Genomic DNA, 23,999 nt, shown 5'->3' on the forward strand with positions numbered 1-23,999 from the left:
ACTCCTAGATAAGGACTTGCGCTAACATGCGCAAGCCAGTGATGATAAGAACAACAGCGAAGATTTTCTTAAGCAAGCCTGCATCAAGCTTGTTGGCAATGCCTGCGCCAATGGGAGCAAACAGCACGGTAAGCGGCACTATGCAAGCAAAGCCAAGCAGGTTTACGTAGCCGTAGGTTGCAAACGGGGCGTCGGCGGGAGTTGCTCCCACAAACAGTAAGGTTAGCGCTGCAGGAAGGGAAATAATTAAGCCTACTGCCGCTGCAGTACCCACTGCTTTATGTGCTGGGTAGTTACAAAAAGTCAGTGTAGGTACGGTTAGCGTTCCACCGCCAATACCCACCATAGAGCTAAATAAGCCAATACAGCTTGCCATTACCGATTGACCCACACGGCCTGGCAAACCATTAAATAGGGCGTCTTTTTTACCTATAAGCATGTTAATTGCAGAAAGCGTAGCAATAATGCCAAACAGTAAGGTCAGGAAAGTAGGGTTAACCACGGTAACCAGATAGCTGCCAGCAAGTACGCCAATTAATATGAATACAGCCCACGCTTTGAGTAAGGCAAAATCCACGTTGCCTTTAGCGTGGTGGGCACGAATAGAGCTTACCGAAGTGGGGACAATAGTAGCCAGCGACGTTGCTGTGGCAATGACCATCGCGCTTTCAGGCGATACGCCAAGGGCTTGAAATAAAAAGAACAGCACGGGCACTATCACAATGCCGCCGCCTACGCCCAGCATTCCCGCGAGTAAACCCGCGAAAACGCCCGTACCTATTAAAGACAATATAACCGTAAGGTTATCCATTAAAAACTGCATGTAATTTATAACTCTTCTAAGTGATTAATTTAAATGTGTAACTTAAGTTAATAGCAAAGCGTTAAGTGAATTAACGGTGACCAAAGAAAGCCTTACCGTCGCTGCGCGGATCGCTGGCACCGTTAACCGTTCCTTCAGTGTCGCGAATGATGGCGCCGGCATGGCCCATCAGTTCGTTGCATGGGTCTACCGTAACCATGTCGTGACCGCGGGCTAGCAAACTATCACCTACGTATTCAACCAAGTCGCGCTCGGCTTTTAAGTTGTGGCTCTGATCGCCCCACGTTCTGCCAAGCAACCAGCGTCCTAACGAAATCGCTTTTGCAATAGGTTGGCCGTGATAAATGTGACGCGCAAATAGAGCGGCTTGGGTTTGCGGTTGTCCTTCACCGCCCATGGTGCCGTAACTCATTCGGCGGCCATCAATAAGCTCTGCAAAAGCTGGGTTTAGCGTGTGAAACGGCTTTAAACCAGGTGCTAGGTATTGATTGCTGCTTGGGTCAAGTGAGAACGACGTGCCGCGGTTATTCCAAACAATACCGGTTTGTGGGCTTACTACGCCGGAGCCAAATTCCCAGTAAAGGGACTGAATATAGCTCACCATGCGACCTTCTGAGTCACAGCAGCCCATCCAAATGGTGTCGCCGTGTTTTGCTTCATGTGGCCATGGCAAGGCTTTGTCTAACGAGATGTTCTTGACCATTTCTTCAAGCGCGTCGTCGCTTAATAGGCTTTGTAAGCTCACCGGTGTGCGCGACGGGTCGGTCACGTTAGCGTTACGAGTAATAAAGGCTTGCTTTGTACACTCAATGAGTAGGTGCACCATGTCGGCATCGGTACTGCCTAAGTGTTGAACTTTGTCGTACAGCGCCAAAATAATCAGCGACGCCACCCCTTGCGTGGGCGCCGGTAAGTTATAAAGCTTACCTTTACTGGTAGACACCGATAGCGGCTCTACTAATTTTGCTTCGTAATTTTTGAAATCTTCTAAGCGAATAGGGGAGCCTGCCGCTTCTAAATCTTCAGCGAGTTGTGTGGCAAGTTCGCCGTGATAAAAGTCATCCAAGCCTTTATCAGCCAAATGCTTCAAGGTTTCAGACAGTTTAGTAAGCTTTAAAATTTTACCTTTTTTAAGGGCTTTGCCCTTTATTAAAAACTGGGCAAAGTTTTCGTCGCTACTGAGTTCCTCGAAAGTTTTATTGCTTGCGTCAACCAGGCTTTGGGTAACTTCTATCCCCCAGTTAGCTTGGCTGATGGCGGTATCAAACAGCGTACTTAGCGGCAGCCCGCTTTGCCAAGAATGGCTTATCTCTAAGGCTTTCTGCCACCCCGCTACTGCGCCGGCCATGGTTAGCGCCGACTTTCCGCCTCTGCTTGGAATTGCATCAAAGCCTTCGTAAAACGACGGCGTCGCGCCTTTTGCGGCAACACCAGACGCATCGATACCAACAGGGCTTTTGCCCGGTTCGCTGATAAGCCAAAAGCCATCACCGCCCATACCATTCATGTGCGGGTACTCAACGGCAATTGATGCCGCTGCCGCCACCATAGCTTCAATGGCCGTGCCGCCTTTCTCTAAAATGTTTAAACCCACTTGTGATGCAGCATAATGGGGCGCAGTAAACGCGATGTTCGGTTTTTCACTCATTGTTATATCCTCCGAAAATTCAGCAACGGCCAGGGCCTATTATGCAATAGGGTAGCGTTGTTTCTTCCTTCTGCTTGCTGCTAAATAGTGGAGGCGCAGTTTTTTGTGCGCCTAAACCATCAGCCAGTGGTTAGCGTTTTAGCTAACGCAAGAAGTGCAAGATCGTTGCCTTTTTTGCCCACAAGCGATAAGCCGCAGGGGGCATTGTGTAGGGTAAACAATGGCAAATGTAGCTGGGGCAAGCCCGCTAGCCCTGCTATTGCAGTAAGTGCAAGTAGCGCGTTTCTATCGTTTGCCAATGTTGTCTCGTCGGCATCGCATCGGGGTGCGACACCGGGTGTTGTGGGAATAACCAATACGTCAAAGTCATTAAATAGCGCATTGATGTGGTCAATCACCACTTTTTGTTGTGCTTTAGCAAGGGTGACGTCTTGCGTTGTTATGGTCTTGCACCATGCTAAGCGCAACATAATGTCTTTCGCAATATCTGGCTGAACTGTCTCAATCCACTCGCCGTGTTGCTGCCAAATTTCACTGCCCTGCAGAATTCGAAATGTAGCGGCGGTTTGCAGTTTAAAAAGATCTAACTGTTCTTCTGTTAGCGCAACACAACGGTTGTTATCAGCAAGTTCGGTTAACCATTTATTACATACCGAACTATGTGCCGTGTTTGCAAATAAAGGGGTGGCTATACCGAAGCAAGGGTTTGCTTTAATGGTGCTCTGCTTTGTATTATCTATACATGTGTGCGCGACTTTCTGAAGCGTATCGAGATCTCTCGTCATCCACCCAATGGTGTCGAAAGAAGGGGCTAATGCTACCATGTTGTCGCACGGTAGAAGGCCATGCGTAGTGCGAAGCCCCCATAACCCTTGATAGCTAGCAGGCACGCGTATCGACCCGCCTGTATCGGTTCCAAGCCCAATATCGGCAAGATGGGCACTTACCGCTACCGCAGAGCCAGACGACGAGCCGCCAGGAATATGTGCAGGTGCAACCGGGTTTACTAATGGCGCATAATGCTTGTTTTGTCCATGCAAACTGTAGGCGAGTTCGTCGGTAATGGTTTTTCCTTTAAAACTCGCGCCAGCGTTTAGCATGGTAGCTACACAGGTATTCGTTGCTTGAGGTATGTCGTGTGTTGCCTGCCAGTCGGGGTTACCTGCCGCCGTGGGCAAACCTTTTATATGAAACAAATCTTTCACCGCTAGACCAAGGCCCTTAAGTGAAGTGTTTATATCTTGGCCGTTATCAAGGCGCCTTTCTGCATGGCTCTTTTTAGAATGAGCGCTTACGTCTGGGCTGTAACTGTCACCAAGGTAGGTATTTAAATTTTCAATTGCCTGCTCAAAATGCTTGTCGCAGGGCTTGATTACAAAAGGTGAGCTCACAGCGCAATTCTTATTTTTCGTTCTTTATTTATTCATTTATGCCTACACAACATGAAACAATTGTTTCATTGTAATGTCAAGAAGAAACAAGCGTTGCTTTTCAGAAAAGCAGAAAAGCAAAAAACCGGAGAGCAAAAGGGCAAGCATTAAGAAGTCGTATAGCGGTAATTGAAAAATACGAACGAACTTATGTGAAGCCGCAACAAACAGCGCCACAATAGCCGCGGTTTTGCGGGGGCAATAGCCGCTAAAAGCCTTGAGGATTACTTTTAAGGAAGGCGATTTCTTGTGCCGTCGACTCGCGCCCTAACAAATGATTTCTATGTGGGTAGCGGCCAAACGTTTCAATCACCTTTTGGTGGCGCTTTTCAAAAGAAAATTCACGCTCGAGCCCTTCTTGAGAAAACAGTTCCATTGCGACATCGTGAATGGCAAGTGATTCACTATGCATGAAAGGCATATACATAAATGCGCGTTGCTGCGGGGTTAACACCTTATCTGCTTCTACGCTGACTGCCTCTTGGGCTAACACCAGCGCAATACTATCGGCACTGAATGCATCAGCGTGGTTGCGAAAAATATTGCGAGAGAACTGATCTAAAAGAATGATTTCTGCAAGGCGGCCTGTTGCTGTGGCACGCCATGGCCATAGTTCGCCTCTTGTTGCAGCTAATCGAAGTTCAGAAAATTGCGACGCGATCGTTTTATCCAGCGCAGGATCTTCTTCAAACCACTGTTCAGGTGAAAGCTCACCAAACCAAAATGCTAACACCCCGTTAGCTTCTTCCATGACTACTTGCGTCTTATCCATATCTACTCCAACAGCATGTCAAAAGCAGTAAAATAAAAATAATTTATACTTATACCTACTTTTTCCTGAAAAAGTTCCATTTTTACTTGCATAATAGCTGTTATCTGCTACTTACGTTTATAGTATTGCTTAAAAAGCGTACGATTGGAAGCGTTAGCGTTTAGGACTTTCTAGCTCATCCATTTGAATATAAATCTCGGTAATGGCGTCTACCCGGTCTGCCGCGGCGCTACCCAATGCTTCGTAAGTTAAATTACACAGCGACGCGACAAGGCTCATGGGGGCTGCATAACTATCAAACGGCGAGTCGCTACCAATGTGTGTAACCAGCAAATGATCAACGCTTTGGCGGTAGCCTTGACCGGTAGGGTCGGTAACCAATACGGTTTTACACTGTTTTATGCTGTTTAAGACATACTTGAACTGTCGGGTTCTGCGGCGAAACCCAAATAGCACCACTACATCGTTCTCCCCAAGGTCAATGATATCTTCACTTAAGGTTTGCCCGGGTTGCGGTAAAACGCGTACCGACGTGCGAATCTGTTTTAACTGTTGCCTGAAGTGAAGCGCAATAGGGTAGGCGTTTCTAAACCCTATTAAGGTAATTTGGCCTGCCGAAGCAAGCAGCTTAGCCACTTCGGTCAATGCTTCTGAAGACGTACTTGCAAACGTATTAGCTAAATTTTTGCTATCACTTTCATGCTGAAGAACGCCGCTTGAAGGGCTAACGACAGGTACACCTTGTTCCCGTAATTGCACCAACGCGTCTTTCGCCTGTTGGTGCGAGTCGAAACCCAGCTGGCGAAAGAAACGGCTAACCGTGGCTTTTGATGTACCCGTTTTCTCGGCAATGAGTGAGGTAGATTGACTAAGCACAGCGATGGGGTTTTGTTGAATATAGTGCGCAATCGATTTGCCCGATGGAGACAACGAAGCATAGTGTTTTTCAATTTGTTGTAAAACGTCGCTAGGGCTATTTTTTGTCATTAGTTTCGCCTTATACATCTTGTGCAATTATTTCACGACTTTTGTGCGTTATACAAACACTACCTGAACTCACCCTCTCGCTTTTTCATATTTCATCGTTTCTGATATTCACAAACCGCCTGTTAAACGCCTTTTTCAAACGTCTTTTCTGCGCAGTGATTCTCTTGGTGTAAACAAAACTAAATAGAAATGAATGGCTTACTTATAGCTGCAGCTCGTTAGGCGAAAGTAGCACCGAATTAGTCGTTCGAAGGGCGCACATTGGCACTACACTTTCATAATAGTAGCAATATTCATAAAACCGTCATCGGATGGTAATGAACGTGTTGTTCAGGGCATTAGGGCGAGAATCTAATGCATAAATGGAACAACAGGCAAGGGTAAAACAAGCATGGGTAAAACAAGAGGTGTGTTGTGGCAAAGCTGTGGTCTGAACTGATTTTGCTATTTGTAGCAGTTCCCTTTGTTGTGCTGTACTGGATAAAGCATTTCGCAAGTTACCTCATGCCTATTTTGGGCGTAATGGGGCTTTTCTGCTTAGCGGTACTGTTAGCAGATAAACAATTTAAACGTATAAAGTTGTGGCATTGGGACGATTACCGAATTCATTTAAAACGCACGCTTAGGCTATTTTTGCCGTGGGCGAGTTTACTTGCGCTGGTGGTTTATTTTCTCAAGCCAGCGCTATTTTTACATTGGCCAATGAACCAACCTTGGATGTGGGTGGCAACCCTATTAATTTATCCCATTGTGTCTGTGATCCCGCAAGAAATTATCTTTCGCACTTATTTTTTCCACCGCTACAAACGCATTTTGCCGTCTAAGTACGCACGATGGGGCCTAAAAACTTTTTTGTTTGGTCTTGCTCATTTGGTTTATGGGAATTGGGTGGCCGTTGTTGTCTCTTGGATAGGGGGCGCAATATTTGGCTATCGATATATGCAAACTAACTCGACCCCTGTGGTCGTGATTGAACACGCTATTTGGGGCAGTTTTCTATTCACAATAGGGCTGGGATCTTATCTTGTGATTTCTACGTAGGCATTATGCATACAGCGTGCATGAGCGTTAATGTTACTACCAAGGAATTAGGTTATGTTATCAACTTCGCAATTCAGTCACTGGCTTTCGTTTACTTCTTCTTTTATGCAAGACAGTGAAGGCGGTGGCGTAACAAGCTTCACGAACGCGCAATCGTTGCTTTCCTCGCTTTGGGAAAGTTTTGTATACCGTTTACCCGGGTTAGCGCTTGGTGCGGTTATCATGGTGGCGTTTATACTGTTAGCCCCTCATGTGGCAAAAGTGCTGGTAAAGCCCTTTACTCGCACTACTGCGTCGCCACTGTTACGTTCGGTTATTCAGCGCAGCGTAAGCCTTATACTTATCTTACTTGGCATATATCTATTTCTGTTTTTGGCAGGGTTAACAGGCTTTGCAATTGCTGTGGTGAGCGGTACTGGCGTAGTGGGGCTTATTTTAGGTTTCGCCTTTAGAGATATTGCAGAGAACTTTATATCAAGTTTACTTCTTACCATTCAAAGGCCGTTTAGAATAGGCGATATTGTTCAAATAAACGAGTTCGTGGGTATTATTCAGAAGGTGACTGCGCGCGCCACCACGCTGGTTGATTTCGATGGCAATCACATTCAAATTCCTAACGCGACGATTTACAAGGGCGTTATTAAAAACCTTACCGCCAACCCGCTTATGCGCGGTCATTTTGTGATTGGTGTGGGTTACGACTCAGACATACAGCATGCACAAAAAATTGCGCGTGACGTGACTAATGCGCAAGATAACGTGCTGCACGACCCAGAGCCACAAATTCTTATCGATGAGCTAGGGGCGTCAACCTACAACGTTAAAGTATATTTTTGGGTGAATGTTGAGAAAACCAGCGTACTAAAAATGTCGTCTGTCTTAATGCGCAACATTACCCAAGCGTACTTAGATGCTGATATTAGCATGCCAGACGATGCGCGAGAGCGTATTTTTCCGCAGGGCTTAGCGATTACCCGCACTGATGACGCACACCCTGAACCTGAAAAACGCGCCACAGATGAGCATGGTGAAGGCGGCGCAGCGACTCGCACCCAGCATAAACCCCAAAGCGATGCAAAGCGCAGCGAAAGGCATCAATCAGATAGCTCACAAAACAGCGAAGCGGATGACGTTACCTCTGAAGCGCATGAGATTAGAGAACAGGCCCGTAAGTCTCGAGACCCCGAGGCCGGTGAAAATATTTTATAAAGCAACTTAGCCGGGTGCGACTGGCGATAAGTTACAGCGGCCTAAAAACTGTTGCCATAGGCTTACGTGCGACTTCATCGCGTCGCTGTACTGTGCGAAGCCTTCTTGGGTTTGGTTTTCAATGTAGCGCTTCAGTTCATTGTGCAGCGAAGGTTCGTTAAGCCATTTTTCCCACAATGGAGAGAGCTTATAGTGGTATTGGTTAACTAAACTTCCCACGGGCTGAATTTTTTCAATGAAGAATAAATAGAACACATTGCGCAGGATCTTGGCTTGATCGCTCGCTCTTCCATCCGGGCAGCTTATCGCTTCAAGTTTTGGGCTGAGCATGTGCGTTAATTCAGAAAGCGTATGGGCTAAGGTTTGCTGCGTTTGCCAGAGCGTAGCCGGCAACCGGCCTGAGCGAACAATGTGAAGTTGATTCTCTAATTCACTGCTATTGATAGGCGTGGCAAGGTTAGCCGCATTGTTAACGGTGGTTAAATAAAAGAGGGCGTTTACGCTTGATAGCGAATCTTTGTTGTTTTCTACAGAAAACAAGCGTTGAGGGGTGTTAAGTGCCAAACGTAACTCTTGGCTTCCTTGAATCAGGTTCGCCCAAGTTTTGGCGTAGTCTATGGTTTTTTGCTTGCGCCATGACGCAATAGTAACGGCCAGCTTTTCATTACCACTGCTTTGTTCGTTTTGCAGAGCCGCTTCGCATTCTTTTAACACCGTAAGCAATTTGCTTTCGTGAACTAGCCGTTGTGAGGGCAGCTGACTTTTGCCTAAGGACGTGTTGCGCTCGGCAACAACGGTGCCCAGCTCACAATCTTGTAACGCGTAGAATTCCCGTAAATTAATACTTATGGGCTCAATGTTATGTCTAAGAGACGCTGAGTCGGCAAGTGTAGGAAGGGGGCGTACTATGTTATCGTCAAACGACGGGGGAAGCGGCGTATCGAGTACACGGGAAAGGCGTTCAGCATAGTCTTCAATACTGTGCTTAACGGTGTTATCGCTAAAGCAGCCAGACAGCGCTAAGAAAGCCACGCTCACTGTGCCAATGCGACAAGCTCCTCTTAGCAAACGTTGGTTCACGCAGATGCCCCCGTATGTAAGCTACGACCACCATCGACAAAAATGATTTGCCCTGTGATATACGGTGCCGAAATTAAAAAACAAAGGGCGTTCGCAATATCGTCAGGCGTACCTAATTCGCCTAACGGAATGCTGGATAACAATGTATCTTTTTCCGCGTCTTCCATTTCTCTCTCTGGCCACAATATTGCGCCGGGACCTATGCCATTAACCCGTATATTGGGGGCTAAATCTATCGCTAAAGATTGGGTTAACGAGGCAAGCCCGGATTTTGCCAGCAGGTACACGCTGTGTTTGGGGAGAGGGCGGTCTATGTGCATATCAACCATATTCACGATACAGCCTTTACTTTTTTTAAGCGCTGGCGCGAGTGCTTGCGACAAAAACAGCGGGCCTTTCACATTGCTGCCAACAAGCGATGTCCAGTCTTCCTCGGTGATATCGCCAACGGGTGTCGGGTAGAAGCTAGATGCGTTATTCACTAACACATCAAGCCTGCCCCAAACGTTTACGGCTTCTTCGCCTAATGCCGAAACCGCGTGGGTATCGCATAAATCTGCTTGTAAGCAAAACGCCGAGTTTGCGCGCTTTCGATTAAGCCTAGCGGCAAGTGATTGTGCGTCATTTTCAGAGTGCCCGTAATGAATAATCACACGATACCCTTCGTTGTGTAATTTCATTGCCATTGCGGCACCAATGCGCTTTGCTGCCCCGGTAATAAGTGCGACAGGGCCTGAATTTGTCATAATAAAAGCTGCTCTCTATTTTTAAATCTCATGCGGCGTATTGTGAGGGGGTTAGTCTCTGTTAATGTCATCTAGCATGTGTTTTGCTTGCGCAATGTAGTGCGCGCCGAATAATAACCCGTGATTTAAAATATGGTAAAGCTGGTAAATTGGTTTTCTTAACGGGTAATTTTTTTCAATGGGTAGGTGCTGTTTATATCCGTCAAAGAAAGATTGGGGAAAACCGTTAAATAATTCAGCCATGGCTAAATCGGTTTCGCCATCGCCAACATAGACAGCAGGGTCGAATAAAATAGGCCCCTTACAATTAAACCCTGCATTGCCTGCCCACAAGTCACCATGAAGCAGAGAAGGGTGGGGCTGATGTAAACTAAGAAGGTGTCGAACCCGCGTAACGATAGAGTCGATATCACCATCCTCGCTTTTCCAGAGTCCGTTTGAGGCCAAGCGTTCTAGCATGCTGCCAATTCGCCTTTCGGCAAAAAAATCGGCCCATGAAGCCATTCGTCCATTAGTTTGCACGCTAGCGCCAATGTAATTATCGTGGGGCCAGCCGTAGCTGGTATAGGCGTTTACCTTGTGAAGCGACGCTAACTGCTCGCCCAATGTGAAGTAGTTATCTGCGTTAGGCTCTATAAACCGAATGTGAGAAAGCACTAAATATTCCATATTTGGGGTTTCGTTGGCGGTAATGCCGTGGCAGATGACGCGAGGTGTGGCAATCGTTTGTGTATTGGCTAAGGCATTTAATCCTTCCGCCTCATGGGAAAGCTGCTGGGTGTCGTCGTAACGCCTGGTTTTCACGAAATAGCGATGAGTAGCGTCTTTAATAATATAGCTATCATGGGTGTCGCCACCGCTTACGCGCTCGGCTTTTTGACAGCTGAAAAATTGCTCGGTCTCATCTGAAATATGCTCGCTAATGAAATGCCACATATCACACGCTCTGCTAAGTCTATTTCTTTACATTAAGACGCCTATTTAAAACGTTCCCTTGAAACGCTTTGGTATAAAGATAGTGCCCGACCCGCGATAACGTCTTACTAACTGGCTTCGTGTGAACGTATGCGCAAATAAAAAGCGCATAAGAAAAGCATTAATAAGCCAAATCGCATTATTCTAAAGTATGGGTTAAAAAAACATAAATGCACGAATTCGACGCTTAAAATGTTAAATGCAAAGAACAATATGACACAAATTGCACCAAGATAGCCTTTTGATTATTGAAGTTGCCCATACACTGGTTATAATCCACCACTTGCTGTACCGAGCCCGCGCATTTTTTATGCATAGCGCGGCGAAAGTGCGCTGTATTCGAGTGCTCAATAGCACGATTAAATTTATCAGATTATGCATGTGGCGCAGAGTAGGCGTCACCACTGTAAAGGAATTAAAATGCCTGTAATTACCCTTCCTGATGGAAGCCAACGCGCTTTCGATAACCCTGTTTCTGTACTAGATGTTGCAAACGATATTGGCCCTGGTTTAGCCAAAGCAACCATTGCGGGGAAAGTAAACGGCGAACTTGTAGACGCTGTTGACATGATTGACGCAGACGCACAACTTCAAATTATCACTGCAAAAGACGAAGAAGGTTTAGAAATTCTTCGTCACAGTTGCGCGCACTTGTTAGGCCACGCTATCAAACAACTTTGGCCTAACACCAAAATGGCTATCGGCCCAGTTATCGACAACGGTTTTTACTATGACGTTGATATGGAAGAGAGCCTAACCCAGGAAGATTTAGCTAAGTTAGAAAAGCGCATGCTTGAGCTGGCTAAAACCAATTACAACGTGGTTAAAAATAAAGTTAGCTGGCAGGAAGCCCGCGATGCATTTGAAGCGCGCGGTGAAAGCTACAAAATGGAAATTCTTGATGAAAACATCAGCAAGGACGACCGCCCAGCACTTTATCAACACGAAGAATACACCGATATGTGTCGTGGCCCGCACGTACCGAACATGAAGTTCTGCCACCACTTCAAACTCATGAAGGTAGCAGGTGCTTACTGGCGTGGTGACAGCGACAACAAAATGCTTCAGCGTATTTACGGCACAGCGTGGGCTGACAAGAAACAGCTTAAGTCTTACCTACAGCGCTTAGAAGAAGCGGAAAAGCGCGACCACCGCAAAATTGGTAAAGCCCTTAACCTGTTCCATTGGCAAGAAGAAGCGCCAGGTATGGTGTTTTGGCACAACGACGGCTGGTCTATTTACACCGAGCTAGAAAGCTTTGTGCGTAAAAAGCTGCGTGAATATGGCTACGACGAAGTAAAAGGCCCATTAATGATGGACCGCTCTTTGTGGGAAAAATCAGGTCACTGGGATAAGTATGCTGAAAACATGTTCACCACCGAATCTGAAAAACGTGAATATGCGGTTAAGCCTATGAACTGCCCGGGCCACGTACAAATTTTCAACCAAGGTTTGAAATCGTACCGCGATTTACCGCTTCGTATGGCCGAGTTTGGCTGCTGTCACCGTAATGAGCCATCGGGTGCGCTACACGGCTTAATGCGTGTGCGAGGCTTTACGCAAGACGACGCTCATATTTTTTGTACAGAAGAACAGATCCTAGAAGAGGTAAGTGGCTGTATTAAGATGGTGTATGAGACATACGCGGCATTTGGTTTTGAAAATATCAAAGTTAAGCTGTCTACTCGCCCTGAAAAGCGTGTAGGTGCTGACGAGATTTGGGATAAATCAGAAGCGGCGCTTGCAGAGGCACTTAAAGCCAACGATATCGAATTCGATTATCAGCCTGGTGAAGGCGCGTTCTACGGCCCTAAAATTGAATTTACGCTGCACGACTGCTTAGACCGTGCGTGGCAGTGTGGAACGGTACAGCTTGATTTCTCAATGCCTGGTCGTTTGGGTTCAACCTATGTGGCTGAAGATGGCGAACGTAAAGTACCGGTAATGATTCACCGTGCTATTTTGGGTTCACTAGAGCGCTTCATTGGTATTTTGACCGAAGAATTTGCAGGTTTCTTCCCACTTTGGTTGGCACCTCAGCAAGTTGTGGTAATGAATATTACCGATAAACAGGCTGACTATGCATCAGATTGTGTAAAAAAACTGCAAGATTTAGGGTTTAGAGCAAAGTCTGACTTGCGTAATGAGAAAATCGGCTTTAAAATCCGCGAGCACACATTGAAGCGTATTCCGTATATGCTGGTTGTGGGCGATAAAGAAATGGAAGCGGGCGAAGTAGCAGTACGCTCTCGTCGCGGCGATGACCTAGGCAAAATGGGCCTGGAAGACTTTATTGCCATGGCTCAACAAGAAGTTGTAGAAAAGACAATTAAATAGTTGAGCATTTTGTGTATAATGCACATCAAGGTGTCTGCTTTTATTTTTTAGATTCATACGAATCACCTAAAAGCAGACAAAAGAATTAAATGTTTGGAGGAATAGCACATTAAAGGCGCTAACAACAAGGCTCAGGGCGACAAAGCCCGCATTAACGATGAGATTAAAGCCAGAGAAGTAAGATTAATTGGCAAAGACGGTGAACAGGTTGGTGTGGTTTCGCTAGCAGAAGCTACGCGTACCGCTGAAGAAGCGAGCCTAGATCTAGTAGAAATCAGTCCGAATGCCGAGCCGCCAGTCTGTAAAGTTATGGACTATGGCAAATTCCTCTTCGAAAAAAGTAAAGCTCAAAAAGAGCAGAAGAAAAAACAAAAGCAAATTCAGGTCAAGGAGATTAAATTTCGCCCTGGCACTGATGAAGGCGATTACCAGGTAAAACTGCGCAACCTGCGTCGCTTTCTTGAAGGTGGTGACAAAGCCAAAGTTACGATCCGCTTCCGCGGTCGTGAAATGGCGCACCAAGACATCGGTATCGATTTGCTAAACCGCGTTAAAACGGATTTAGAAGAAATCGCTACATGCGAGTCTTTCCCACGCCGTGTGGAAGGCCGTCAGATGATCATGGTGCTAGCCCCAAATAAGAAGTAGTAACGGTCTAAAGTTTTAAGGAATCTGCACCCTTAAACACCTTGCTGCTAAACATTAGCCGGTATGAAGTGACTGCAACACGAAAAATACCGATATTAAACAATGCGGAGTTTTAGCAATGCCTAAAATGAAAACTGTAAGCGGTGCCGCCAAACGTTTCAAGAAAACGGGTTCTGGCCGCTTTAAAAGCAAACAGTCTCACTTACGTCACATTCTGACTAAGAAGAGCTCTAAGCGTAAACGTCACCTTCGTGGCAAAAAACTGGTTCATGACTCTGATACCAAATTGGTTCAGCGCATGTTGCCTTACGTATAAGACTTAGGAGACTGATTAATGGCTAGAGTAAAACGCGGCACTATCGCACGTGCTCGTCACAAAAAAGTCCTCAAGCAGGCAAAAGGTTATTACGGCGCACGTTCACGTGTATATCGCGTAGCGGTACAAGCTGTAACTAAAGCTGGTCAATATGCTTACCGTGACCGTCGTCAGCGCAAGCGTCAATTCCGTCAACTATGGATTGCACGTATCAATGCTGCTGCACGTCAAAATGGTATGTCATACAGCCGTTTCATTAACGGTTTGAAGAAAGCGTCTGTTGAAATCGATCGTAAGATCCTTGCCGACATCGCAGTACATGACAAAGCAGCTTTCAGCGCACTAGTCGAAGCGGCTAAAGGCGCATTAGCTTAATTATTAACTAATTAAGTTTAAGTTCTTTCGGAAAAAGGCGAGCAGGATGCTCGCCTTTTTTCGTTTTTGGTGGTTAGATACAAAAAAGCAGGACCGAAGCCCTGCTAGTATTTATTCCAAAGCGCGTAGAGGCTTTATTTCTTCTCAACACGGCCGTAGCGGTCTGAAAACCTCACTATGTCATCTTCTCCAAGATATGCACCAGATTGCACCTCTATAAGCTCTAAAGGGATTTTCCCAGGGTTTTCTAACGCGTGCACAGCACCAATAGGAATATAAACAGATTCGTTCTCTGTTACTAACTGAGTGCTGTCATCAATGGTGACATTGGCACTGCCTGAAACCACAATCCAGTGTTCTGCGCGGTGGTGATGCATTTGAACTGATAGCTTTTCACCTGGTTTTACCGTAATACGTTTAACTTGGAAGCGTGCGCCGCTGTCAATTGAATCGTAGCTACCCCAAGGGCGGAAAACTTCGCGATGAAATTCAAACTCCGGACGCTTTTCGGCTTTAAGTTTATTAACAACATTCTTAATGCTCTGTGCATCGTCTTTGTGCGCGACCATTACGGCGTCTTTCGTTTCAACGACTATCACGTCTTCTAAACCAATTACCGAAACTAAGCGTTGCTCTGCGTTTACATAACTATTTTTAGTATTTTCTAAAATAGTATCGCCTACACAAACGTTCCCGTTGCCATCTTTATTTGCTGTTTCCCAAAGTGACGTCCAACTGCCTACATCACTCCAACCTGCATCTAGGGGAACCATTGCAGCGCTGTCAGTTTTCTCCATAACTGCATAGTCAATAGAGTCGTCAGGACAAGTTGCAAAAATTTCAGAATCAACACGAATGAAGTCTAAATCAGGGGCTTCGGTTTCAATGGCGCGACGGCAGATCTTTAGTATTTCTGGGTTATACTTACTTAATTCTTCAACATAGCGGCTTGCTTTAAACATGAACATACCGCTATTCCAAAAGAAATCACCAGATTCAACATACTGCTTGGCTGTATCCAGTTCAGGTTTTTCTACGAAGTCAGCTACTTCAAAACCAACATTAAGTACGTTTCCAGCTTTTATATAGCCATAGCCAGTATGTGGTTGGTCGGGAACAATTCCGAACGTAACTAGCTTGCCTTCATTCGCTAAAGCTCCTGCCTTAATAATAGCGCTGTGAAATGCGCTCTGGTCTTTAATTAGGTGGTCTGCTGCAAGAACAAGAAGTATAGGATCTTCGCCATTTTTAGTTGCGTGTAACGCGGCAAGTGCTATTGCAGGGGCCGTATTTCGACCAACAGGCTCTAGTAAAATACCACCATGTTTAATGTTCTTTTTTCGAAGCTGTTCCGCGACCAGAAAGCGATGCGCATCGTTACATATAAAAACAGGCGCTTCAGCATCAGTACCATTTAAGCGTGTAATGGTATCTTGCAACATTGTACTGTCTGAAGTTAGCGACAAAAACTGCTTTGGTAATGCTGCTCGTGACTTAGGCCAAAGGCGACTTCCAGTGCCGCCAGCCAATACAACAGGTTTCATTGTTGATATCCTTTTCTTATCAGTTTGTTCTAGTAAGCGTTCTTGTTAATGAAGCCATTGAAAACGGTCATGAACACGATTTTAATATCAAACCATATAGACCAGCGGTGAATGTAATCTAAATCATACTCTACGCGCTGAACCATTTTGTTCGTAGTTTCCGTTTCGCCGCGCAGGCCGTTAACTTGTGCCCAGCCAGTAATCCCAGGTTTAACTTTATGGCGTAACATATAGCCTGTAATAATCTTGCGGTATTCTTCGTTATGCGCCACAGCATGAGGGCGAGGGCCTACAATTGACATGCGGCCTTGCAAAACGTTGATAAACTGTGGAAGTTCATCCAAAGACGTTCTTCTTAAAAAACCGCCAATCTTCGTTAAACGCGCATCGTTTTTAGTGGCTTGTTTTACAACTGCACCATTATCTTGGGTAGTCATAGACCGAAATTTGTAAACCGTAATTTGTTTACCATCTAACCCGTAACGCTTTTGTTTGAAAATTACAGGCCCTTTCGACGTAAGCTTAACTGCTGCTGCAATCGCTAACATAGGAATAGATATAAGCATTAGTATCAAAGTGCTTAAAACAATATCTTCAAAGCGCTTCAATACGTCACTTGCACCTTGGAACGGGGTGTCGTAAACACTTAGCGCTTGTACATTACCTACAGTTTGCCAGCGAGCATTTAGTAGGTTGTACATAAAGAAGTTCGGAATAACATAAACGTTTGCCGTAGTATCACTACATTGCTCTAAAATGCTGCGAATCCGGTTTTCTGCACTCATCGGAAGGGCAATGTAGATGTAATCAACCTCATTGCGCTTTGCCATGTCTATCGCAGCTTCTATATTTCCAAGCACCGCACCCTGCATTTCATGCGGCAGCCTTTCAGGCTCTCTATCATCATAAAGCCCATTAAACTGAATGCCCAAGTGTTCGTTTTGCTGTATCTGAAGAGCGACATTCGCCCCAAGCTGTGTGGCACCAATAATAATGGAACGACGAGAGTTCAAACCACTTTTTCGAATGCGAAATAAAAATTTTCGCATAACAAATCGCCACATGATTAAAACAACGAATGACGATGCGAACCACAGTAAAATTGCAGGCGGCGGAGTTTTAATTTCTTGAACGAAGAAGTATCCCATGGTCATAGTGCCCAGAATACTCAACATCCAAGTAATTGCGGCTGCGCGAAGCATTTCTGGTGTTCTGTGACCGCGCCATGAACGATAAAGTTCTACGCCTTCCGCTGAAATTTGAAAACAAATTACATTGATAAATAGAAGGATTAAGCTTGTTGTGTCTATTTGCGTTCCATAATACGCAGCCGAAGAATAATAAAGAATAGTGACAAGTGAAAGGTCAATAAGTCTGTAAATCGTAGAAAAACCGCTCTGGTTTCTAACAACTAAACCACCATTGGTATTAGGTTCTACCGGATGAGCTTTAATCGCTTTGTTAGATTCTACTCTATTGTCCATTTAGGTAATCTCTAGATGAAAAGTGAAGGCCGCTATGGATGTTGAGGCTATTTTAATAACCCGATCCAAGTATTATGCAAATAGTAAAAACAGCTAATACATTTATATAAAAACAAGCAATAGTTGTGCCTAATATTGCTAGGGTATGCCAGCGCATCGGCAAGCAATTAGTCTTTGTGCTCATTGTCGAGCTACATGCTCAACGCGCCTCGATATTGTAACAATATTGGCTCGACATTGTAATTTTATTACAGCAAGAGATTTTATTTCGTACTAATTTGGTGCAGAAAGAGTACAATAGTGCTCATTCGCTTTTCATTCGTCATATATATAAGTTAGCATATAACGCATGTAAGTTGGTCGACATACATCTGAAACAATATGTAAGTACTTTAAGGAATACTTTTGCTGTGGCGTATGTAAGGGCAAGTGCTTAGTGATTGAAAATGATTTCGCTGCTTTATCTTGCAAATGTGGCGTTAAGAAATATTGCAATTGCGGCACGTCTATTGCTCGTAACGTACAGTTGCTGAACATTTCGGTAGTAAATACCAGAAATTGTAAAAGATGCTGAGTTTCTACTTATTTGATTTAGGCATATAAGCACCAGGTACAGCCTAAACCAAGTTTCAGTTATGTTAGTTATCATTTCAGATAGGTCATCGAAGGAAGGAAAAATATGTTTAAAAGGACCAAAAGCATTATAGCAATGTCGGTTATTTGCGCCACCCCGACACTATATGCCCAAGAGGCCGGTCGAATTCAGGCGGGGCAGTTCGATTTAATTCCATCATTTTCATCGTCGATGGCTTATGTCGATAACGTCGCGTATGCGCGTGATGATGACCCTAAAATATATAGCTGGCGCGCTACGTTATCACCGGAACTAATCGCAGCTACAGAAGTAGATGGTAACCCAGTTCAAGTTGGTTATAGATTAGAACGCGGCGTTTATTTTTCCAGTGATAACGACGATTACACCGATCATTTTGTAGAAGCTTCGGGTGACTTCGAGTTGAACAGTCGCCATCGAGTCAATGCTGTCGCTCAATATGAAGACGGTCATGAAGAGAGAGGCACCGGCTTCTCACTAGGCCTTGGTACAGCTATTACTACTCCTGACAGGTATAAAAGTACTTATTTCGGTGGTGAATACATGTACGGCGCTGCTACATCTGATGGTTTGTTAACGCTCAAAGCCAACCGTGAAACGCTAGACTATGATAGGTCTGAACAAGCTTACCTAATTCGAGATCGTGTAAAAAATAAAGTAGGCGCTGAATTGGGTTATAGAATAGGTTCAGCGACTACAGCCGTTCTTGATGTCACCCAAACTTATGTCAGATACGATAACCAAACCGGGATTGAAACACGTGATAGTGACGAGACACGTGTTCTATTAGGTGTAACTTGGGAATCGACTGCTGCAACAACGGGTTTTGCGAAAGTCGGTTATAAAGAGAAAGATTTTGAGTCTGCAACAAGAAGCACCTTTTACGGAACAGATTGGGAAGTTGGAGTAGAGTGGCAACCTGTTTCATATTCAACGTTCCGCTTCTCGACCAATGCGGATACTCGCGAAACAAACGGCGAAGGAAACTTCATTCGTGGCAGAGACTATACTGCATCATGGAATCATGAGTGGTTAAATCGTCTAAGTTCTTCTGTGAGTATAACTCGTGAAACCAATGAATATGTATTAAATGATGAAGGTATAGAAAACCGTGATGACGAGCTGATGCGCTATTCAGCCTCTCTAAATTATCAAGCACGTCGTTATTTATCGTTCTCGCTGTTTTACCAGTTAGCAGATCGTGACAGTAATAGAGAATCAATAGGTTACGATAGAAACGTTGTAGGTTTATCCGCAGAGGTTACGTTGTGAAGAATGGTGTAGTTTATAGTTTCTTCTTAATTTGTTTCTTACTTCTCTCGAGCGTCGTTACGGCCCAAGAGGGCAATTTAAGTATGAGCCAATATCAGCTGGGCTCTGGCGATAGAATACAAATAAGTGTTTTCGGGCAAGACGATCTGTCTATGGAGGTTCGCCTTCCTGACGTTGGCACAATAAACTATCCATTTCTTGGTGAAATAAAGCTTGTAGGCCTAACTGCAGCACAAGTAGAACAGCTTATATACGACGGTTTACTAGGTGACTACCTTGTTAACCCATCTGTTTCTGTAGCTATCGTGGAATATCGCCCGTTCTTTATTGATGGCGAAGTTAAGCGCCCTGGCGGTTATGCTTATCAGCCAGGGTTGTCGGTAAACAAAGCGGCGGCGTTAGCAGGCGGGTATACCGAACGAGCGGCGCGCGACAAAATTACCATCATTCGCGAAAAAGATGGCAGAACTAACGAGTTCACAGTAACGGTTAGCGACATGATCCAGCCTGGTGACATTATCACCATTAATCAGCGTTTCTTCTAAATTATACGTCGCGTTCAGGAATAAAAATGGCAGTAAATAGCAGGGAAGAGTTAAACGCCGGTGTGTTTGAAAATGAAACCATCGACATTGCTCATTATTTAGGAATTATAAAGCGTTACGCATTTCGTATTATTTCATTAGCAATTGCGTTCACAATTTTAGTTGCGCTGTTAGTTATGCGCATGACGCCCATGTATACCTCTACCACTACTATCTTGGTAGAAGCTGACAAAGCTAACGTTGTTTCAATTGAAGAAGTCTATGGCTTAGATACTAAGCGTAAAGACTACATGCAAACTCAGTTTGAAATATTGCAGTCGCGTCAAATTGCAGAGCGTACGGTGGAAAGCTTGTCATTATGGAATAATGAAGAGTTTATGCCAGCCAAAGAAGAGCCAGGTATTGCCGACCAGCTTAAAGCCAGTCTTCTAAAGGCATTACCATTTTTGCCGCAGGAAGAGCCAAAAGAGCTTACCGAAGAGCAAATTTTAGCGGCTAAAAAACGTAAAGCTACGTCCTTGCTAATGAGAGCGTTGTCTGTAGAAATGGTAGATAACACGCAAGTAATGCGTATTACCGTTACCACCGAATCTCCGCAGCTGTCGGCTGAATTGGCCAACGCTGTTACCGATGTGTACATCGAGAACTATCTTCAAGCCAAGCTGGATATGACGGCGAAAGCGACGTCTTTTCTTACAGAAAGCTTAGAAGGTTTGAAGCAGAAACTAGATGTTGCTGAACGTAATTTGGCGAAGTTCTATGAAGAAAACCAAGTGGTAAACATTGATGGTGTAGTAGGTTTAGCGTCTGAAGAACTAGAGCAGTTAAGTAAGCAGTTATTAGATGCGCAAACGGCGCTTAAATTAAACGCGGTTATTTACAAGCAAACGCGTAATGATGTTTCATTAAACGACATTGCACGCCTGCCTGAAGTGCTTAACCACCCGACTATTAGAGACGTTCGCCGCGACGAAGCCAAGGCGATGACGCGCGTAAGTGAGCTTAGCAATGTATACGGCCCGAAACACCCGCGCATGATTGCAGCAAACGCTGAGCTTTCATCAATAAGAGAAACATTAAGCGGCCAAATACGCGACCTTATTAGAAGTATTACAACGCAATATGAAGTATCTGAAGATAGGGTGGCGCAATTAGAGCGAGAAGTGTCTCGTGCGAAAGCCGAATTTCGCGACCTATCCGCGCTGGATAATCAGCGCAAAGCCCTTCAGCGCGAAGTTGATATTAATCAGCAGCTATACAATTCATTCTTTACACGCTTAAAAGAAACAGACGAGCTAGGTGGGTTTGAATCTGCAAACGCAAGAGTGTTGGATGAAGCGCTTCCAAACTATGTGCCTTCAAAACCAAATAAAAAATTGTTAATTGGCGCAGCTTTCGTATTTAGTGTGGGTTTTGGTGTGTTCTTAGCTATTGCGATGGAAACGCTTAACAGTGGTATACGTTCAGTTGAAGATGTAGAGCGCAAGCTTGGTCAACGTATGCTGGGCCTTATTCCTTGGCTACCACACAAGAAAAAGACCGACTTACCAGTTCGTTCATTCTTCGATGGCAAAAAACACCAGTTTGCCGAGTCTGTTCGTACACTGCGTACTAGCTTGTCTTTATTGAATTTAGACAAAGAGCAACAAGCTATAATGGTAACCTCAAGTGTACCTAAAGAAGGTAAAACGACGGTTTCTATAAACTTGGCGTTCGCCTTAGGTCAGCTTGATAAAACTATACTTATTGATGCGGACTTACGTCGCCCTAGTGTAGGTAAGCAATTTAACATTCCAAACTATCAGCCGGGCGTAGCAAACCTTATCTTGAAGTCTCATACTTTAGATGAGTGTTTGGTTAGGGATGAAGAGTCTAATATCGACATCTTATCAGCAGGTACTATACCTTCTAACCCGCAGGAGCTCTTGTCTGATAAAGGTTTCAACGAGCTTATTGAGCTGTTAAAAACTCAGTATAAGTACGTTGTCATTGATACTGCACCTACTCAAGCGGTAAGCGACTCTATGTTGATTGCTAACTCTTGTGACTCAGTAATTTACGTAGTACGTGCGGATAGTACCAGTGAAAAGCTTATTAACAATGGCTTGTCTCGTTTCCTTCAAGTGGGTCATCGCCTTGATGGTGTAGTACTAAATCAAGTAGACTTACGCAAATCAGGGGCAGCACAGAGGTACGCTGGTTTTTATGACCAATACGGATATACCAGTCATAAAAGCAGCTAACAGCATTTATTGATAGACTTACATAGCCATATATTACCTGGCATCGACGATGGTGCCAGGTCTTTAGACATTGCCTTGGAAATGGCGCAGCAAGCTATAGATGGCGGTGTTCGCCATATGGTTTGCACACCACATATCCACAAAGGCTACTTTGACAATACGTTAAAGTCTATTGAACATTCTTTTCTAGAATTCAAAAAAGAAATTATCCGTGCATCTATACCTCTTTCTCTTTCTTATGCCGCAGAAGTGCGCGTTAACGAGCTAATTCCTGTTTGGTATAAGCAAAAAGCACTGCCTTTTTTAGGTGCATTTAATGGTAAGCATATTCTATTGCTCGAAATGCCACATAGCCATATACCACAAGGCTTAGAAGTGCTTATAAAATGGCTTTTAAAAAATAATGTGCAGCCCCTCATTGCACACCCAGAGCGAAATCGCGAGTTGCTAGCCGAGCAGCATAAATTTAGTTGGCTGCAGCGACAAGGCTGTATGTTCCAAGTTACCGCAGGTGCGTTAACAGGGCGTTTTGGCGAGAAGGCGGAAGATTTTGCGTTATCTATGATGCGAAGTAAGGCGTTTCACGTAGTAGCCTCTGATACACACGACTTAGTGCGCCGGCCTAACGACATGCAGGCAGCGTTTGAAGTAGTGTCTAAGTTCAACACTGACTTTGCTTACGAAGTGTTTATTAAAAGGCCAGGTGACATTGTCTCGTTCCCTTCAGAGAGCGCTGAATACAATGGCTAATCGGTTATTCAGCTTCCTGACTAATATGAACTTACTCTTTAAGTGGGTAGCGTTTTTTATCGCCTTTTTCGGCTTTTTTTGGAGCGCGCAATTATTCATATCGGGTAACGCATATTACAGCGTAAAAAATAATATCGAAATATGGCAATTAGCGCCGAATAAAGCTTCAATTCAAAAGGTTAACAGTGCCTTAAATAGAATAGGTAATGCTCTTCATTATTTTCCCGATAACGCATTGTACTATCAAGTTCAAGGGCAGCTATTTGAATGGAAGGCAATTACCGTTGATAGGAGCAAACTTGATGCTAGTTCGAGTCAAGATAGAACAGAAGTGAATACTTATTTGCGGGAAGCGGCAATAAGCTACGAAAAAAGCTTACAGCTTAGGCCGAATTGGAGCGGAAGCTGGATAGGTCTGGCTTCGGTGAAATTAAAGCAGGGTTTGTTAAACAAAGAATTCTATAATTACTTAGAAAATGCGAAAAGGGCAGGCCCACAAGACGCAATAGTGCATAAGTTTATTGTCGAGTTCGGTTTAGAAATGTTTAGCGCAAGATCTATCCACTATGTAAAGATTAAAGATCAACTAAAGCATCATTTAAATTTAGGCCTTCAAAACCCGCTTAGCAGAGAGTTTGTGTTAAATTCAATACAAAAGCACGATGCGAGCGAAACCGTTTGCAGGTGGTTGCGTGACGCTAGCTACCCGGTTAGAAAACGCATTCCTAATTGCATAACTTATGATTAGCTAGCCTTTCCGTTAAGCCAATCCCACAGACCTAAAGAAAACCCTTCAAATAGGTTAATACCCAGCCAGCTTTTTAAAATATATAGCAGCACTAACCCTACTAATAGCGATACGCACAGAAACAAGGCAACGACGGCTGCCATCACTAGCTTACCTATGCGGCTCTCGGTACGTGAAAGGTCGCGCTTATCTCGGCCTGCCAATAAAACAAAGTAATATCGGCTTCTTAATAACCCTATAGTGCCTCTTACATCAACTTTATGGCTTCCCCATCGCCGACCGGCAAGTGCTGTATTTAAATGAAATAGCTGGTCGTCGGTAAAAGAATTGGCAACATCTTTAGGCATACGTTCTAGCATATGCTGAACGTTTGGCTCTTCTTTTATCGGTCGCTTAATCTTTAATACCACACA

General features: G+C 44.6%; 22 protein-coding genes. 11 read left to right on the forward strand and 11 right to left on the reverse strand.

All coding sequences use genetic code 11. The features are described 5' to 3' along the window. Positions 1-4: 4 nt before the first annotated feature. The 5 genes from MADE_RS07830 to MADE_RS07850 all read right to left on the reverse strand — a co-directional run bounded on the left by MADE_RS07830 (position 5) and on the right by MADE_RS07850 (position 5,660). Positions 5-823 carry a sulfite exporter TauE/SafE family protein gene (locus MADE_RS07830; protein WP_012518078.1) on the reverse strand — a complete coding sequence of 273 codons (819 nt, stop codon included), beginning with the start codon at positions 821-823 and terminating at the stop codon, positions 5-7. A 70-nt stretch (positions 824-893) separates the two neighbouring features. Beyond that, positions 894-2,471 carry a gamma-glutamyltransferase family protein gene (locus MADE_RS07835; protein WP_012518079.1) on the reverse strand — a complete coding sequence of 526 codons (1,578 nt, stop codon included), beginning with the start codon at positions 2,469-2,471 and terminating at the stop codon, positions 894-896. Positions 2,472-2,590: 119 nt separating this feature from the next. Further along, positions 2,591-3,862, reverse strand: coding sequence for an amidase (locus MADE_RS07840; RefSeq protein WP_012518080.1), 1,272 nt, complete (start codon positions 3,860-3,862; stop codon positions 2,591-2,593). Positions 3,863-4,109: 247 nt separating this feature from the next. Next, positions 4,110-4,673, reverse strand: a complete 564-nt coding sequence (locus tag MADE_RS07845; RefSeq protein ID WP_012518082.1) for a DUF924 family protein — start codon at positions 4,671-4,673, stop codon at positions 4,110-4,112. 153 nt (positions 4,674-4,826) lie between these two features. Further along, entirely contained in the window at positions 4,827-5,660 is an 834-nt protein-coding gene (locus MADE_RS07850) for a MurR/RpiR family transcriptional regulator (protein WP_012518083.1), read from the reverse strand. A 414-nt stretch (positions 5,661-6,074) separates the two neighbouring features. Between MADE_RS07850 and MADE_RS07855 the strand changes: the two genes are divergently transcribed. Beyond that, complete coding sequence (locus MADE_RS07855; RefSeq protein ID WP_012518084.1) at positions 6,075-6,701, forward strand: CPBP family intramembrane glutamic endopeptidase; 627 nt, start codon at positions 6,075-6,077, stop codon at positions 6,699-6,701. A 54-nt stretch (positions 6,702-6,755) separates the two neighbouring features. Continuing rightward, positions 6,756-7,910 carry a mechanosensitive ion channel family protein gene (locus MADE_RS07860; protein WP_012518085.1) on the forward strand — a complete coding sequence of 385 codons (1,155 nt, stop codon included), beginning with the start codon at positions 6,756-6,758 and terminating at the stop codon, positions 7,908-7,910. A gap of 6 nt (positions 7,911-7,916) precedes the next feature. Here MADE_RS07860 and MADE_RS07865 read toward each other — a convergent pair whose 3' ends face one another. Genes MADE_RS07865 through MADE_RS07875 form a run of 3 tightly spaced genes read right to left on the reverse strand, consistent with a single transcriptional unit; the run spans position 7,917 to position 10,672 of the window. Continuing rightward, positions 7,917-8,990 carry a DUF3080 family protein gene (locus MADE_RS07865; RefSeq protein ID WP_023559623.1) on the reverse strand — a complete coding sequence of 358 codons (1,074 nt, stop codon included), beginning with the start codon at positions 8,988-8,990 and terminating at the stop codon, positions 7,917-7,919. Further along, a complete protein-coding gene (locus tag MADE_RS07870) occupies positions 8,987-9,736 on the reverse strand; it encodes a pteridine reductase (protein ID WP_012518087.1) in 750 nt (249 codons plus the stop codon). The genes MADE_RS07865 and MADE_RS07870 overlap by 4 nt, the downstream gene beginning before the upstream one ends. A 51-nt stretch (positions 9,737-9,787) precedes the next feature. After that, positions 9,788-10,672, reverse strand: a complete 885-nt coding sequence (locus MADE_RS07875) for a fructosamine kinase family protein (RefSeq protein WP_012518088.1) — start codon at positions 10,670-10,672, stop codon at positions 9,788-9,790. Positions 10,673-11,131: 459 nt separating this feature from the next. On the opposite strand from MADE_RS07875, the gene thrS reads away from it, so the two are divergent. The 4 genes from thrS to rplT all read left to right on the forward strand — a co-directional run bounded on the left by thrS (position 11,132) and on the right by rplT (position 14,387). Beyond that, positions 11,132-13,048 (forward strand): threonine--tRNA ligase, encoded by a 1,917-nt coding sequence (gene thrS / locus MADE_RS07880; RefSeq protein ID WP_012518089.1) that lies wholly within the window; start codon positions 11,132-11,134, stop codon positions 13,046-13,048. Between the two features lie 108 nt (positions 13,049-13,156). Next, positions 13,157-13,696, forward strand: a complete 540-nt coding sequence (gene infC, locus MADE_RS07885; protein ID WP_071951277.1) for a translation initiation factor IF-3 — start codon at positions 13,157-13,159, stop codon at positions 13,694-13,696. Positions 13,697-13,814: 118 nt separating this feature from the next. Next, complete coding sequence (rpmI, locus tag MADE_RS07890; protein ID WP_012518091.1) at positions 13,815-14,012, forward strand: 50S ribosomal protein L35; 198 nt, start codon at positions 13,815-13,817, stop codon at positions 14,010-14,012. A gap of 18 nt (positions 14,013-14,030) precedes the next feature. Beyond that, positions 14,031-14,387, forward strand: coding sequence for a 50S ribosomal protein L20 (rplT, locus tag MADE_RS07895; RefSeq protein WP_012518092.1), 357 nt, complete (start codon positions 14,031-14,033; stop codon positions 14,385-14,387). 134 nt (positions 14,388-14,521) lie between these two features. Here the strand turns inward: rplT and MADE_RS07900 are convergent, their stop codons facing one another. Continuing rightward, positions 14,522-15,931 (reverse strand): mannose-1-phosphate guanylyltransferase/mannose-6-phosphate isomerase, encoded by a 1,410-nt coding sequence (locus tag MADE_RS07900; RefSeq protein ID WP_012518093.1) that lies wholly within the window; start codon positions 15,929-15,931, stop codon positions 14,522-14,524. A 29-nt stretch (positions 15,932-15,960) separates the two neighbouring features. Next, entirely contained in the window at positions 15,961-17,415 is a 1,455-nt protein-coding gene (locus MADE_RS07905; protein ID WP_012518094.1) for an undecaprenyl-phosphate glucose phosphotransferase, read from the reverse strand. Between the two features lie 679 nt (positions 17,416-18,094). Here MADE_RS07905 and MADE_RS07910 point away from each other — a divergent pair. From MADE_RS07910 to MADE_RS07930, 5 genes are all read left to right on the forward strand, one after another. Continuing rightward, a complete protein-coding gene (locus tag MADE_RS07910; protein ID WP_012518095.1) occupies positions 18,095-19,300 on the forward strand; it encodes an outer membrane beta-barrel protein in 1,206 nt (401 codons plus the stop codon). Between the two features lie 83 nt (positions 19,301-19,383). Continuing rightward, positions 19,384-19,845: a polysaccharide biosynthesis/export family protein gene (locus MADE_RS07915; protein WP_012518096.1), complete on the forward strand. Its 462-nt coding sequence runs from the start codon at positions 19,384-19,386 to the stop codon at positions 19,843-19,845. 26 nt (positions 19,846-19,871) lie between these two features. Next, complete coding sequence (locus tag MADE_RS07920) at positions 19,872-22,088, forward strand: GumC family protein (RefSeq protein WP_012518097.1); 2,217 nt, start codon at positions 19,872-19,874, stop codon at positions 22,086-22,088. Positions 22,089-22,097: 9 nt separating this feature from the next. After that, positions 22,098-22,838, forward strand: a complete 741-nt coding sequence (locus MADE_RS07925; RefSeq protein WP_012518098.1) for a tyrosine-protein phosphatase — start codon at positions 22,098-22,100, stop codon at positions 22,836-22,838. Beyond that, entirely contained in the window at positions 22,831-23,586 is a 756-nt protein-coding gene (locus tag MADE_RS07930; protein ID WP_012518099.1) for a VpsP family polysaccharide biosynthesis protein, read from the forward strand. Before MADE_RS07925 ends, MADE_RS07930 begins: the two co-directional genes overlap by 8 nt. Here MADE_RS07930 and MADE_RS07935 read toward each other — a convergent pair. Further along, positions 23,583-23,996: a hypothetical protein gene (locus tag MADE_RS07935; RefSeq protein WP_012518100.1), complete on the reverse strand. Its 414-nt coding sequence runs from the start codon at positions 23,994-23,996 to the stop codon at positions 23,583-23,585. The genes MADE_RS07930 and MADE_RS07935 overlap by 4 nt on opposite strands. Positions 23,997-23,999: the final 3 nt, after the last annotated feature.

This window comes from Alteromonas mediterranea DE, from assembly GCF_000020585.3.
Classification (GTDB): domain Bacteria; phylum Pseudomonadota; class Gammaproteobacteria; order Enterobacterales; family Alteromonadaceae; genus Alteromonas; species Alteromonas mediterranea.

Bases quoted from the DNA above. Each gene is read 5' to 3' on its own strand.
- MADE_RS07830 (WP_012518078.1), bottom strand. From the start codon at position 823: ATGCAGTTTTTAATGGATAACCTTACGGTTATATTGTCTTTAATAGGT.
- MADE_RS07835 (WP_012518079.1), bottom strand. From the start codon at position 2,471: ATGAGTGAAAAACCGAACATCGCGTTTACTGCGCCCCATTATGCTGCA.
- MADE_RS07845 (WP_012518082.1), bottom strand. From the start codon at position 4,673: ATGGATAAGACGCAAGTAGTCATGGAAGAAGCTAACGGGGTGTTAGCA.
- MADE_RS07850 (WP_012518083.1), bottom strand. From the start codon at position 5,660: ATGACAAAAAATAGCCCTAGCGACGTTTTACAACAAATTGAAAAACAC.
- MADE_RS07860 (WP_012518085.1), top strand. From the start codon at position 6,756: ATGTTATCAACTTCGCAATTCAGTCACTGGCTTTCGTTTACTTCTTCT.
- MADE_RS07870 (WP_012518087.1), bottom strand. From the start codon at position 9,736: ATGACAAATTCAGGCCCTGTCGCACTTATTACCGGGGCAGCAAAGCGC.
- MADE_RS07875 (WP_012518088.1), bottom strand. From the start codon at position 10,672: ATGTGGCATTTCATTAGCGAGCATATTTCAGATGAGACCGAGCAATTT.
- thrS (WP_012518089.1), top strand. From the start codon at position 11,132: ATGCCTGTAATTACCCTTCCTGATGGAAGCCAACGCGCTTTCGATAAC.
- rpmI (WP_012518091.1), top strand. From the start codon at position 13,815: ATGCCTAAAATGAAAACTGTAAGCGGTGCCGCCAAACGTTTCAAGAAA.
- rplT (WP_012518092.1), top strand. From the start codon at position 14,031: ATGGCTAGAGTAAAACGCGGCACTATCGCACGTGCTCGTCACAAAAAA.
- MADE_RS07900 (WP_012518093.1), bottom strand. From the start codon at position 15,931: ATGAAACCTGTTGTATTGGCTGGCGGCACTGGAAGTCGCCTTTGGCCT.
- MADE_RS07905 (WP_012518094.1), bottom strand. From the start codon at position 17,415: ATGGACAATAGAGTAGAATCTAACAAAGCGATTAAAGCTCATCCGGTA.
- MADE_RS07910 (WP_012518095.1), top strand. From the start codon at position 18,095: ATGTTTAAAAGGACCAAAAGCATTATAGCAATGTCGGTTATTTGCGCC.
- MADE_RS07915 (WP_012518096.1), top strand. From the start codon at position 19,384: ATGAGCCAATATCAGCTGGGCTCTGGCGATAGAATACAAATAAGTGTT.
- MADE_RS07920 (WP_012518097.1), top strand. From the start codon at position 19,872: ATGGCAGTAAATAGCAGGGAAGAGTTAAACGCCGGTGTGTTTGAAAAT.
- MADE_RS07930 (WP_012518099.1), top strand. From the start codon at position 22,831: ATGGCTAATCGGTTATTCAGCTTCCTGACTAATATGAACTTACTCTTT.